Genomic DNA, 13,629 nt, shown 5'->3' with positions numbered 1-13,629 from the left:
CGGGAGCGTCGGTGCTTCAACTCCGAAGCACTCTGTGACCGAACTTAAGTCGAGCTGGCCGCCTCTTCCAACGCGGCCAGCTTGACAGGAGGTCCCGTCAATCCCCACCCCGCATGGCCCCGATAGGTATCGGCAAAGAGCTGGAACTTCCTGCCGCACGTCGCGCACTCCAAGTTGTGCTCAACGATATCGGCGGGCCACTCTTCTTTAAATAGATCCTGCAGAGTGCACGTGCTCTCCAGCAGCTCCAGCGTTCCCGCCTCCGCCACCCTCAGCACTCTCAATGCAAACTCAAGGTACTCCCGCGGCTTCTCGAAACTCAGCCCGTCCAGGAACTCCTCGCATTGAGCGCACGGCAACACCCCACAAGTGTTGCACTGTCGTACATAGAACGTCACTCATGCCAAAGGTTCATAGGTAACGTTGACCAAAAGTCGTGACCCCGCCCGCAAAAGTAACGTCCCCTCCGATCAGCTTCCCTGATCCCCTCATCCCCTTGTCCCCTCGTCACCTCGCCCTGTGCCTCCCATCACCTTTTCCGTTGCAGTCAATTTCCACCCAGAAGCGCATACTTGGATCAAAGCTCGACGCAGCTCAATTCGCGGGCTCCGGATACAAGGAGGAACGATCGCACGAGGAACAAAACCTCTTACCTTAGAGACACTTACAGCTAAGTCCAATCCCTGGACACACTTGGAGCGCACGCTCTTGTGCAGGTAGAAGAAAACAGGACACTTGTTTACAAGCTGTATGGGAGGGGGCGGGGGCACACCAACCCAATTGAATGTCTGCTTCTGATCTCTGACCACTGATCTCTAATCCCTAATTCCTAATCCCTCGTCCCCTCGTCCCCTTGTCCCTTTGCTCTCTCGTCCCCTTGTCCCTTTGCTCCCTTGTCCCCCTGTTCCCTGCCTCTATAATTTCCGCCATACCGGAGTTCTCATCCATGAAGCTCTTGATTGCATTGCTGTTCTCCAGCGCCCTCCTCGCCCAGGCCCAGAAGCAGAACGCCCCCTGCGCAACTCCCGGCGAAAACAACCCCTTCCTCGGCGTGCAGACCATCCGCCTCTGGACCGGGGCCGCCCGGCAGTCGAAAGGCACCGCCTGCGAAGACGTCCCCACCCTCACCATCTTTGATCCCCAGCCCGGACACGAAAACGGCTCGGCCGTCGTCATCTTCCCCGGCGGGGCCTACGCCCATCTCGCCACCAACCTCGAGGGCCGCCAAATAGCCAATTGGTTCAACGCCCGCGGATTCCGCGCCTTCGTCCTCCGCTATCGACTCAGTTCCGATGGCTACATCCTCCCCGTCCCCCTACTCGACGCTCGCCGCGCCATCCAGACCGTCCGTGCCCGCGCACTCGACTATCACGTCGATCCCAACCGCATCGCCCTTATCGGCTTCTCCGCCGGCGGACACCTCGCCGCCCTCGCAGCCACCCAACCCGTCGATGGCTCTCCGGACTCAACCGACCCCATCGAGCGCGTCTCATCCCGCCCGGACTTCCTCATCCTCGGCTATCCCTGGATCGGCGCCATCTCGTCCGACACCTCCCACCTCAGCTACTGCAAGCTCTTTAACGTGATGGACCGCTGCGAAGACCTCCGCAAAGCCTACTCGCCGGATCTCTTCGTCACCGCCAAGACCCCACCCACCTTCTGGTTCCACACCGAGAACGACCAGACCGTCCCCATCGAACAGGGCCTCCGCTTCTACGAGGCCGAACTCAAAGCCGGAGTCCAGGCCGAAGCCCACGTCTTCGAAAGCGGCCCCCACGGCGTAGGCCTGGGCAAAGGCGATCAGGCCCTCGACCAATGGCCCATCCTCCTCGAAACCTGGCTCCGCGTGCACGGTCTCCTCACCGTCGAAAAGCTCCCGTCGACCACCGGCACAAGCCGCTAGCAATCTCGGCAACGTGAGAGGAAATCGCTGCCGGGCATCAATATCGCTCGCATTGTGGACGGCAAACTGGTGGAAGGATGGAATACCTGGGAACAAACTAAAGCAATCGGGAAGCTGAATCCCTCACTACTAAGCGCCCGAAGCCGAAGCCGGGTGCCCCACGTCTCGCTTTTGAGACGTGGGAACGAGTGTCCCAGAGCCTGGCTGAGCCTTGTCGAAGGGTCCCCTGCTTTTCGAGACCTGGATACAAGACAGCTCCGCCCCGTGGAGACCTGCGGTTCAACCGACTGTCTCTCCCGCACAACCCCCAGCCCGTCACAACCCTCCAACCCAAGACGATCCCGACCCGCAGCAGTCCATCATGTCCTGCAAGGAGAACCGGTGCCGCCCAGTCCCAAACCAGATGCTCAGTTAATCGCGCGGCGACGCGAACCCATCATGCAGGATGCTCGCCCCCCTTTCCCTCTCCGCCTCTGGCACTGGACCACCGCCCGCGTCCTCTATACCTCGGCAATCATCATCCTCATCCTCTACCTCGTCCGTGCCGCTCGCGAAACATTCACTCTCTTCCTCTTCGCCATCCTCTTCGCGTACTTCCTCGCTCCCCTGGTCAACCGCCTGGAAAAGCCGCTTCGCAGCCGCATCGCCGCGATCGGCGCCGTCTATCTCCTGCTCGCCGGAGTAATTACGGGCCTCATCTTCCTCCTCGCCCCCACGCTCTCTGAACAGACACGCGACCTCGCCGTCAAACTCCCCGAACTTCTCAATCGCGCATCATCGGGAGAACTCCTCCAGGCCTTCGCGCAGAAACACCACTGGCCTGCAGACCGCGTCAACGCAATCCAGTCGATTCTCCAGAACCACAGCGACGCGCTCTCGACTATCGGCGCCGACATCGGCCGCTCCCTCGCCAAACCTGCCACCCACATCTGGTGGCTCCTCCTCATCCCCATCCTTGCAATCTTTTTTCTCAAGGACGGCGAAAAGATTGCAGCCAACATCGGCGGCATCGCCTCCGACCCGGAAGACCGCATCCTCATCAATGGCCTCACTGCCGACGTCAACGTCATGCTCGGCTCTTACATCCGCTCGCAGATGATTCTCGCCCTGCTCACCCTCGTCGCCTACAGCCTCGTGCTCTCCGTCCTGCGCGTCCCATACGCCCTGATCCTCGGCCCACTCGCCGGCTTCCTCGAATTCATCCCCGTCGTCGGTCCAGCGATAGCCGCTCTCTGTGCCCTGCTCATCCCGGCACTCGCCGGCTACTCCCATATGCTGCTTCTCCTCGCCTTCATCGCAATCTGGCGACTTCTCCAGGACTATGTCAACGCCCCGCGGATCATGGGCAAGTCCCTCGAGATCAATCCGCTCCTGCAAATCTTCGCCGTACTCGCCGGAGGCGAAATCGCCGGCGTCGTCGGCGCGCTCGTCTCCGTTCCCGTCGCCGCCATCCTCCGCATCATCTGGCGGCGCATGCACCAGAACTCGAGAGATCAATCTTCGACTTCCTACCGCCAATCCTCGATCGCTCAACCGGCCGCATCAGACTGATCCTCACCAGCAATCAACTGAGACGTGCTGCCCATTTGAATCAAATCCGGCTCGCCTGCTAATGGATATCCCGTAACACCTTCGTGTGACCCAATACGACCACTTGGCTAGTTCATCGCGCCCGCGTTGAAGCTAAAGTGAGCAATGACGTTGATCCACGGCGATCATCTGCGGTTTTTCGTGTAAACGATCGCGATTCCATTGGCTGTTCATGTTCAGGAGTCGAGGGAACGCCTATCCGACGCTGCTTGACGGCGCTGTGCTGCACCGCGGACGGAATGGGTTTCAACACATCTATGCGCCAGGACCAGACGATCGATCCCAAAAGAAGATATCTCCCGTGCCTCGAAGGCATTCGCGGATACGGTTTTCTTCTGGTGTTCTGCGGACACTATCTGTCGCCGGTCAAAGAGCTGCGCCCCGACACCTTCCTCTTCAGGTTCTGCACAGCAATCCGATCCATAAGCGTCTTCGCCGTCCCGGCCTTCTTCGTGTTGTCGGGATATCTGATCGGCGGCATCCTGTATCACACACGCAATCGCGAAGGCTTCTTCAAGGTTTTCTATTTTCGAAGGATTCTGCGTGTCTTCCCCGTCTATTACCTCACCCTGACTGCAATCCTCTTGTTCTTCGTCATCCATCGCATGCAAGTCGATGGCTACTTCTGGCTCCACTATCTCTACGTACAGAATCTGTTTCCCGGCTACGAAGCGCGGATGAACGGTTCCGTCGGAATGACCCATTTCTGGTCGCTCGCCGTCGAGGAGCAGTTCTACCTTCTCTGGCCGCTGATTGTCTGGCGCTTCCGTGACAGAACCAAGCTCATCTGGATTTGCAGTGGATTGATCGCAACCTGCTGCGTCTTGCGGCTTGCGTCCCCGCTTCTCCCGATTTCCGTCGGCGATATGAGCTTTGTCACGTTCAATCGCGTCGATGCAGTGCTCCTCGGAGTGCTGCTGAACCTGGTGAGCGGCACAAATTGGATGCAGAAGTGCACTCCCCTCGCGAAGTGGGTTGTCATCGGCGGCGCCATCTTGACCGCCTCACTCGGCTTCATCAAGGGCGAGAGCTGGGCAATGTCGACCTATGCCGGCAAGGAAACCTGGATTACATTGGCCAACTTCACTGCGCTAGCCGTCGTGGTGGCCGTCCTCGAAGAGGGCAGTCTGCTGAACAGGATGTGCAGTCAAAAGTGGATCTGCATGGTCGGCGCACTGAGTTACAGCCTCTATGTCTTCCACCTGACATACGTAGACTTCTTTTTCATCAAGGTGAAAAGTGAACTGGCCGTCTACATGAGTCGACCGCTCGCGGCTCTGGCATCTGCGGGCATGGCCCTCTGCACGACCTTCGTGCTCTCGTATCTGACCTACCTATGCATCGAACGTCCCCTGATGAGCCTGAAAGGCCGCCTCAAGTACGGCGCCGACCGCACCCCCCAGCACCTCCCGAACCCGGAGCGAGCCGTCGCCTTCCATCAACACCTACCCGCCCCAATCCCCAGCCCGTACATCAAGAACCTCAACCTTGAAATCGCTCGCCGTCCTTCCAAGGATTAGCTCACCGCATCCCTCTGTCTCTCTGTCCCTTCGTCTCCTACTCCCGAAACCCTGCTTTAAACGGCCACTGCCCTATCCGGCGCGCCCGCACAAAGTAGATCAGCGTTCCGCTCACCGCGATCCCCGCCGCAACCGCCAGTCCCGTCAGGGCTTCGCTCCGGTTCACAAGAACAAACACAAATCCCGCCATCGCCAGCAGCGGAGGCAACGGATACAGCGGAATCCGAAATGGCCTTTCCATCTCCGGTCGCTTCACGCGCAAGATCATCACGCCCACATGCTGCAGAAAGAACTGGAGCAGAATGCGCGTGATCACCAGCATCGTAATCACCTGCTGCAGGCTGAAGAAGCAGAACACCGACGCCACGAGTCCCAGCGCCACCAGCGATCGGTGCGGAATCCCATGCTTGGGATGAACCGCGGCTAGGAACCGAAAATAGTTCCCGCTCTGCGCCGCCGCAAACGGCACGCGCGAGTAGCCCAGCAACAGCGAAAACACGGAAGCGAATGCCGTCCACATCACCAGCGCCGCCACCGTATACCCTGCCCACTGCCCAAAAGCCGACCGCGCTATCTCCGCCACTAACTGCAACCGTAGGATTGCGCTTTCCTTCACATGCACCGCTGCATCATGCATCGAAGGTAGCGCCGACAGATTCATCACTACGTACAGAGTCGCCACGAACAACACCGAAAGCAGAATCGCCCGCGGAATCGTCTTCTCCGGCTGCCGCACCTCGCTGCCCAGAAAGGTGATGTTGTAGTAGCCCCAGTAGTCGTACGTAGCAATCAGCGTCGCCTGCGCCAGACCACCTACAGCAGCCCCCGCCGCCATTGCTGGTGAAGGCGGCATGTGCCATCCGCCGCTAGCCGCTGCATGCGCAAATCCTGAAACGATCACGCCCGTCATCGCAGCCATCACGCCCACAAACAGCACCCACGCCGTTCCCGTCACCACACTCAGCCTGCGATACAGAAGCGCAGTCACCAGCAGGCACGCAGTCGCGGCCGCAAAGTTCGCATAATGCAATCCAGGTAGCCCCGCAATCGGCGCACCATTAATCCCCGGCCAGAACCACCCCAGAAAGCTCGACAGCCCAATGCACCCTGACGCAATCGACAACGGCGCCGAGAAACTTAGTTGCCATACATAAAGGAAGCTCAGCCAGCTTCCCGCACGGTCCGGCCCGTAGATCTCCCGCAGAAACGCATACGATCCGCCCGCTCGCGGAAATGCCGCGCCCAGTTCGGCCCACACCAGCCCATCGGCCACCGCAATCACTGCGCCCAGAATCCACGCCCACACCGAGAGCCTGTATCCGGCAGCCGCAATGATGAGAGGCAGCGTGATGAACGGCCCCACGCCGATCATCTCCAGCATGTTAAAGAGCACTGCCGATCGCAGCCCGATCCGCCGTTCTAGATTTCCGGATTGCTTCTGGGCTGATTCGCTGGAGGTCGACACAGGTGGGTTCATGAACCGCGGTGCTGCACGGATTGTACACTGACCACAACCATGTTCTTCGCCCCGGGAGTCTCTCGCGCCTCGGCCAAATACGCAGCTGCAGCATCGATTCTGGCCGCTCTGTTCGCTAGCCTGTTGCCGCCCCTTCCAGCGCAGCAACCCGCCCCCGCTCCGCAACTGCCCTCTTCAGAGCCGCAGCTCGTCGCGCTCCCCCTGCCCGAAGACCGCGGCGAAGCAAAGCTCGAGCAAACTCTCAAGCGGCTCGGAACTACCGCAAGCATGATGTTCATCGTCGCTCATCCCGACGATGAAGACGGATCTCTGCTCACGTATCTCTCGCGCGGCCTCGGAGTGCGCGTCACCTCCTTCACCCTCACCCGCGGCGAAGGCGGACAGAACGCCATGTCCGCCGATACCTACGACGCACTCGGCATCATCCGTACGAATGAGCTCCTCCGAGCCGACGAGTTCTACGGCGCCAAACAGCTCTGGGGAACCGAAGTCGACTTCGGCTTTTCCAAAACACAGGAAGAAGCATTTCAGAAGTGGGGCCACGATCGCGTCCTCTACGACGCAGTCCTCGCCGTGCGCCGCGAGCGCCCACAGGTCATCGTCTCTACCTTCGTCGGCGGCATCACCGATGGTCACGGCCAGCATCAGGTCTCCGGCGAGATCGCGCAGGAAGTCTTCAAAGCCGCGCCAGACCCCAACGTCTTCCCCGATCAGCTCAAGCCCGTCTCCGAGGGCGGACTCGGTCTGCAACCCTGGCAGCCGCTCGCCGTCTACTCCCGCACCCCCTTCGCGCCCGTAACCAGCAAAGGCATGTTCGACTACGCAACGGGCAAGTGGTCGCCCGCGAAATTCCGCAACTACATCACTGGCGAGTCCTCTTCCACCTCCCCCTCAAGCGATGCACAGCTTCCCGTCGGCTCATTCGACTTTACCCTTGGGCGCACGTACGGCCAGATAGCCCACGAAGGCTGGGGTGAGCAGAAATCTCAATATGGCGGAGCCGCCCCCCTGCTTAGCAGTCCCGCAACAGGCAACTACCATCTCTGGGCAGTCGCTTCAGGCGCGCAAACCGCGAACACATCACAGACCGCGACAAACAGCAGCCTTTACGCAAACTCCCGAGTTCACATCGACACTTCGATCTCCGGAATCGCCAGCTCCCTGAAAGAGCCGCCGCAGTGGCTCACGAGCAGCCTCAAGTCCATCGAAAACGACGTTCACCAGCTCGCATCCGGCTGCCCGTGCAACTCCGGACCTAAGACCGCCCAACAACTCGCCCCGATCTACCGCCAGACACTGGCCCTTCGGGAGAAGGTGAATGGAAGCGCTCTCGAGGCGCACAGCAAGGCCGGCCTCCTCTTCGAACTCGACACCAAGATCAACGAGTTCCAATCCGCCCTAGCCGATGCGCTCGGCCTCGACATGATCGCCTTCCGCAACAACAAGCCGAGCGCGCAGGGCGCTTCGGTCTTCAGGGGTGCCTCCGCCGATGAGAGCGCCACCAGCGTCTCTCCGGGGCAGGACCTTTACATCGAAGTTCACGCCTATCAGGCCACAACACAAACAAAGCTCGACAAGGTCTGGCTTGAAAGCCGCACCGGGGACACCTGGAAGAGCAGCATCACCGGAGGGTCCGTCAATCCTGCAGCTCCAACCTCCGACCCCGTCTTTACCGTCCACGTTGCCGACAACGCGGAACCGACCAAGCCCTATTTCACCCGCCCCGACATCGAGCAGCCCTACTACGACGTCTCCAATCCGCAGTGGCGCGGCCGCTCCTTCGCACCGTACCCGCTGGATGCCTGGGCGGAGTTTTCTTTCGACGGTCTTCCCATCCGCATCGGCAAAGTCGTCCAGGCCCTTCAGCACATCGCCGGGCAGGGCAGCTTCTACGAGCCGCTCGTCGTAACTCCCGCTATCGGTGTGAGCGTCGATCCTTCAGAACGAATTCTCCCTCTCGACGGAAGAACACTCCCCGTACGTGTCTCCATCCACACACAAGGCGCTGCGGATGGCACTGTCTCTTTGAATCTCCCGCAAGGATGGCGCTCCGAACCCGCGACTGCCGACTTCCACCGCAAAGCTGCCGGCGACTCCGACCCCATCGTCTTCTCCGTCACGCCCGCGGCCGCGCAGACGGGCGCGTACGCCATCAAGGCAGTCGCTCGATCTGCAGGACGCTCCTACGAATCCGGCTGGCGCAGCATCGGATACCCTGGCCTTCGCCCCTACAACCAGTACTCGCCGGCACAGCTCAAAACCAGAAAGGTCGACGTGAAGCTCGCGCCTGGTCTTCGCGTTGGATACGTGATGGGCCCGGGCGATCTCGTCCCAGAGGCCATGGTAGGCATGGGCCTCACGCCTCAGATTCTCTCAAAAGCCGACCTCATCTCCGGAGATCTCAGCAATTACAACGTGATCGTCGTGGGCATACGCGCCTACTCTGTCCGCCCTGAACTCACCACAGCTCAGCCGCGTCTCGACGAATTCGTTCGCAATGGCGGCACGGTCATTGTCCAGTATCAGAGCGGCGACTTCCCCGCCCCGCTGCCTCTCTCCATGAACGGCCGCATGCCCGAGCGCGTCGTCGACGAAGATTCTCCTGTGAAGCTGCTCGATCCCTCAAACCCGATCCTGACGACGCCCAACACGATCACATCCGCTGACTTCAGCGACTGGGTAGAAGAACGCGGACACGGCTTCCTTGACTCATGGGACCCCGGCTACACAGCCCTCACCGAAACCGCCGACCCCGGTCAGGACCCGCAGCGTGGCGGGCTCCTTGTCACGCGCCAGGGGAAAGGCACCTATATTTACGTCGCTTACGCCCTCTATCGTCAGCTCCCTGAACTAGTCCCCGGAGCCTACCGCATTTTCGCGAACTTGCTGAGCGCCGGCACGAGCGGAACACAAGCTCACTGACTTCCCTCACAGTAACTGAACAGCTCCTCGACACGGCGGCACGGCAGAAGAAGTCCTTTCTCTGCCGCGCCGAAAATGACGCGCATGTAAATTTACACCGCTTTAACATGCGCCGCTGCTGCCTCTCCAGTGCTGTTAAAAGTACGTGAATTCGTCAAATATTCATCAATATCTGCGAGGGTGAACTCAGAAGCACGAGGAACAGACCACACCTGTGTTGTCTTGCTCTTCTCAGAGAGCCTGACTCGTCGCTAGCAGTTCGTACCCGGATTACTGCTTCATCTTCATGTTGTTTGAACCCAGTTCAAAGGCGCGATGGATGCAAATGCGCCTGCACGTATCAACCAGTATTCGAGAGGAAACGACGCCCAATGAAATACCAAATGAAAGTGGTTGCCGCGGCAGTTCTGGCAGCCAGTCTCGTTGGCACTCAAGCTTACGCCGGTGATCCCCCCGCGGCTGCGAAGAAACATGCAGCAGCTAAGAAGCCGCCCAAGCCGACTGTCGAAGACCAGATCAATGCTCTTCGCCAGGAGATGCAAACCCAGATCGACGGCCTCAAGTCCGATCTGGCGGCCAAGGACGCGCAACTGAAGCAGGCGCAGCAGACCGCCGCTGACGCACAGACCGCCGCGCAAAAGGCCCAGGCCGACGCCACCGCGCAGCAGCAGGCAGTCACCGACAATGCGTCAGCCGTCTCTACCCTTCAGAGCACGGTGAATGACATCAAGGCAACAGACGTCTCGATCGTGAACAACATCTCCGACGAAACCTCTGCCATCAAGAAGAGCCTCAACAATCCAGATGCGCTCCACTACAAGGGCATCACCATCTCGCCAGCCGGCAGCTTCCTGGCTGCGGAAACAGTGTGGCGTCAGGGTGCGGTTGGCGGCGACATCAACACGCCCTTCACGTCCGTACCGTTGAACTCCGCCGACGCGCACAACCTAAGCGAGTTTTACGGCTCCGGCCGTCAGTCGCGTCTCGCCCTCAAGGCTGTCGGCAAACTCGAGAAGGTCACGCTGACCGGCTACTACGAGTTGGACTGGCTCAGCGCCGGCGTAACCTCCAACAACAATCAGTCCAACAGCTACACCATGCGCCAGCGGCAACTCTGGGCCGATGCGAAATTCACCAACGGATGGGACTTCTCCGGCGGTCAGGGATGGTCACTCGCCACCGAAACCACCGCGGGCCTCACGCGCGGAACCGAGATCCTGCCGCAGACCATCGATGCGCAATACACAGCCGGCTTCGTCTGGGGACGGCAGTACAGCTTCCGCGCGAGCAAGGATTTCGGCAAGAAGTTCTTTGCCGGCATCTCGGTTGAGAATGCTGAAGCCCTCTTCCCCTCAGGCTCCGGACTGCCCACGAATTTGCTGATCGGTTCGCCCGGAACGGGCGGAGGTCTGTACAACCTGAACGCGAACTACTCCTTCAACGCCACGCCAGACTTCGTCGCCAAGATCGCAGCTGAACCCGGCTGGGGACACTGGGAACTCTTCGGCATCGGCCGGAGCTTCCGTGACCGTATCTACCCGACCACCGGCTCACCCTACAACGACACCAAGTGGGGCGGCGGCGTTGGCGGCGGCTTCCGCGTTCCAATGGCTAAGAAGAAGCTTTCGGTCGGGCTCAAGGGTCTCTATGGCGAGGGCGTAGGTCGCTACGGCTCGTCCACCATCGCGGACATCACGCTCCGTCCCGATGCGACCATCCGCCCGCTGCACGGCTTCTCGGCTCTCAGCACTCTCGAGGTCAACCCGAATCCGCGCCTCTCCATCTACGCAAACTACGGCGGCGACTACATCGGTCGTGACTACGCGATTGTTGGCAACTCCGAAGTCGGCTACGGAACCTACACCACCAACATGAGCGGCTGCCGTGTCGAAGTGAAGGCCGGTGGATCTACCAGCCCCAGCAACCCGGCCAACTGCGGCGGCAATAACAAAGACGTCCAGGAGTTCACCGCAGGCTACTGGTACAACATGTACAACGGCCCCAAGGGACGTCTGCGCTACGGCCTGCAGTACGCATGGTTTGAGCGCGATCTCTGGTCCGGACAGGGCGGCACCGCCAACCCCGGCGGCCGTGCAAACGGAACAGACAACATGTTCTTCACCTCGCTCCGCTACTACCTCCCGTAAACACAAGCCACGGGCAGAACACGAAGGGGCGATCCACACGGATCGCCCCTTCCCTTTTAGGACATCCTGAGGGGCGACCGATGCGTCGCAGTACCCCTCAATCTATATCGCCTCTACTCTTCTCACTTCGGCTCACCGGTTGTGACGAACGCAACCCCCTCGATTTCACGGCCCGAAGCAAGCACCTCGCGAAGCCGATCTGCGCTGAGCACACCCTCGCCCGAAGCGGACCTGATCAGTCGCACTGCCTCTACCGGAGTTGCCGATCCCGGCAGGCGGAAAATCCAGGGAACATTGGTCGACGTGAGTCTCTTGTCATCGCTGATCGCGATCACTGGAACGAGTGCCTTCAACGCGAGTTGCTCGGCGAGATGAGCGGCATCGCGATCCAGCGCAACGATCGCCAGCGCATGCTCGTCATAGAGGTCGCGGACCAACTCCGTCGAAGCTGCGCCCCAGTTCTGATTGCTCGCAACCGGCAACAACTGGCAGCGGTTTCCCGCCGGAAGTGCCTTGCGCATCTCCTCCGATTCCACAACCGCTCTCGCCTGCTTGCCGAACACGATGATCTTCACACCCGCCAATCCCGTTCCAAGCCGGCGCGGACCGTTGTATTCCACCCCGTCTTCTCCGACGCGAGCATAAGGCATTTGATCCGGCCTTTGCTGCCCGGCTTCCGACGGGCGGCTCTCATCAACAGGGTGAACCTTCTCCATCGTGGCAGGCTTGTACGTGATCGCTCCATCATGAACCGTTCCCAGAAACATGTGTTCCACATTCTTCTGGTTTGGATCGAAGACCATATGCCCGGTAACGCCGTCGTACTCCTCAACGTCCGCAAGCGCGTCGTGAATGCGCGCGCGATTCAGCCCTGCCCTGCAAATTGATTCGAGCAGCGCGTTCATCGCGTCATACGCGAGCGACGCGAACTGCTCCGGCTTCTCCTGGAATCGAGATTCAAACCGCTGGTTAAACTCGAGCCACTTTGCATCTTTTCGCGTCGGGTCGTACGGAAACACAGCTTCAAACCCTTCTGCCGCCGGGCCCGCTTCTGCCAGAAGCTCCGGACCGAGCGCACGGTACGCACCGAATACGCGTTGCTTCATGCCCAGCGCCTTCATCTGCTTCAGGATGTTGGCAGCCGGAATCTCGTCGGCCCACAGCACAATCGCATCGGCGCGCGAAGATTGAATGATTTTCAAAGAACGCGTGAAATCACTATCTCCGGGCAGGAACTTCTGCTCGATCACCACCGGGTGCCCAAGGCGCCGCGAAGCATCGCGAAACTTGATCACACCGAAGCGTCCGTACCGGCTGTTCACGCGCAGCAGAGCCACCCGCTTAAATCCAAGCTCTGTATAGATATGCCGCGCTAGCGTCAGCCCCTGCACCCGATCATCCTGCAGAACCGTGAAGTACCAGGGAATATACGTCTCGGGAATCGTCGGATCTGTGGACGCAGAGTTCACGATCGGAATCTCCGCTTTCAGCGCAACGCGCAAAGCGATGTGCGTTGACTCCGAGCTGATCGATCCGAAAATCGCCCAGTCCTGGTCGTCGTACACCATCTTTACTGTCTCGTCGGACGCAGACCCCCAGATCGCAGCATCCGTCGGACGATCGGCGCCGGAGACCGTCATCGCCTGCCAGTTGTCGTAGTCATTGTGGATCATCAACTTGAACGGCTTGCCGCCATAACCGCCGCGCGCGTTCACCTCTTCCAGTGCCAGCTCCACCCCGTGCAGCATGCGCACTCCGAAGAGCTTCTCAGGGCTATGCTCCGCCGGTGCAAAGAATCCGATGCGGACCTCCGTCAAATCTTTCGGCTCCGGGATATCTCGTCCCGCACCGACATAGATATTGCGCTTCACGTAGTTCAGGTCGTAGGGCTGCGCAAACTTCTCATAGGGGCTCAGATCCGTCGGTTCGCCCGCGTAAGGCTTCACCACACGGTCTCGCGGGGGATCCGGTGGATTCTTCCCGCACTCGCAAGTCCTCGTCTGCTGAGCAGATGCGGTGCTCATCGCGGCAGCGACTAAGCCGATCAACAACTGTCTGCGCATGGCGCTG

At 60.0% G+C, this 13,629-nt stretch carries 8 protein-coding genes; 5 read left to right on the top strand and 3 right to left on the bottom strand.

The genetic code is table 11. From position 1 onward, the window contains the following. Positions 1-44: 44 nt before the first annotated feature. Positions 45-398 (bottom strand): hypothetical protein, encoded by a 354-nt coding sequence (locus DHV10_RS18680; RefSeq protein WP_162601662.1) that lies wholly within the window; start codon positions 396-398, stop codon positions 45-47. 548 nt (positions 399-946) lie between these two features. Between DHV10_RS18680 and DHV10_RS18675 the strand changes: the two genes are divergently transcribed. From DHV10_RS18675 to DHV10_RS18665, 3 genes are all read left to right on the top strand, one after another. Then, positions 947-1,903, top strand: coding sequence for an alpha/beta hydrolase (locus DHV10_RS18675; protein WP_109487911.1), 957 nt, complete (start codon positions 947-949; stop codon positions 1,901-1,903). 438 nt (positions 1,904-2,341) lie between these two features. After that, on the top strand, positions 2,342-3,454 hold the full coding sequence (locus DHV10_RS18670) for an AI-2E family transporter (protein ID WP_109487910.1): 1,113 nt from the start codon (positions 2,342-2,344) through the stop codon (positions 3,452-3,454). 278 nt (positions 3,455-3,732) lie between these two features. Next, positions 3,733-5,013: an acyltransferase family protein gene (locus DHV10_RS18665; protein ID WP_162601660.1), complete on the top strand. Its 1,281-nt coding sequence runs from the start codon at positions 3,733-3,735 to the stop codon at positions 5,011-5,013. Between the two features lie 37 nt (positions 5,014-5,050). On the opposite strand, the gene DHV10_RS18660 is transcribed toward DHV10_RS18665, so the two are convergent. Then, entirely contained in the window at positions 5,051-6,490 is a 1,440-nt protein-coding gene (locus tag DHV10_RS18660) for an APC family permease (protein WP_109487908.1), read from the bottom strand. A 39-nt stretch (positions 6,491-6,529) separates the two neighbouring features. Between DHV10_RS18660 and DHV10_RS18655 the strand changes: the two genes are divergently transcribed. Both DHV10_RS18655 and DHV10_RS18650 read left to right on the top strand, forming a co-directional pair. Next, positions 6,530-9,412, top strand: a complete 2,883-nt coding sequence (locus DHV10_RS18655; protein ID WP_109487907.1) for a PIG-L family deacetylase — start codon at positions 6,530-6,532, stop codon at positions 9,410-9,412. Positions 9,413-9,783: 371 nt separating this feature from the next. Then, a complete protein-coding gene (locus DHV10_RS18650; protein ID WP_109487906.1) occupies positions 9,784-11,559 on the top strand; it encodes a hypothetical protein in 1,776 nt (591 codons plus the stop codon). 122 nt (positions 11,560-11,681) lie between these two features. Here DHV10_RS18650 and DHV10_RS18645 read toward each other — a convergent pair whose 3' ends face one another. Then, a complete protein-coding gene (locus DHV10_RS18645) occupies positions 11,682-13,622 on the bottom strand; it encodes an ABC transporter substrate-binding protein (RefSeq protein WP_109487905.1) in 1,941 nt (646 codons plus the stop codon). Between the last annotated feature and the right edge of the window lie 7 nt (positions 13,623-13,629).

Source organism: Occallatibacter savannae (assembly GCF_003131205.1).
GTDB classification, from domain to species: Bacteria; Acidobacteriota; Terriglobia; order Terriglobales; family Acidobacteriaceae; genus Telmatobacter; species Telmatobacter savannae.
The sequence above is the reverse complement of the archived record's forward strand: the minus strand, read 5'-3'. Positions and strand labels throughout refer to the sequence as shown.

What these genes read in the sequence shown, in the direction of transcription:
- DHV10_RS18675 (WP_109487911.1), top strand. Translation starts at nt 947, where the DNA reads ATGAAGCTCTTGATTGCATTGCTGTTCTCCAGCGCCCTCCTCGCCCAG.
- DHV10_RS18670 (WP_109487910.1), top strand. Translation starts at nt 2,342, where the DNA reads ATGCAGGATGCTCGCCCCCCTTTCCCTCTCCGCCTCTGGCACTGGACC.
- DHV10_RS18665 (WP_162601660.1), top strand. Translation starts at nt 3,733, where the DNA reads ATGGGTTTCAACACATCTATGCGCCAGGACCAGACGATCGATCCCAAA.
- DHV10_RS18660 (WP_109487908.1), bottom strand. Translation starts at nt 6,490, where the DNA reads ATGAACCCACCTGTGTCGACCTCCAGCGAATCAGCCCAGAAGCAATCC.
- DHV10_RS18655 (WP_109487907.1), top strand. Translation starts at nt 6,530, where the DNA reads ATGTTCTTCGCCCCGGGAGTCTCTCGCGCCTCGGCCAAATACGCAGCT.
- DHV10_RS18650 (WP_109487906.1), top strand. Translation starts at nt 9,784, where the DNA reads ATGAAATACCAAATGAAAGTGGTTGCCGCGGCAGTTCTGGCAGCCAGT.
- DHV10_RS18645 (WP_109487905.1), bottom strand. Translation starts at nt 13,622, where the DNA reads ATGCGCAGACAGTTGTTGATCGGCTTAGTCGCTGCCGCGATGAGCACC.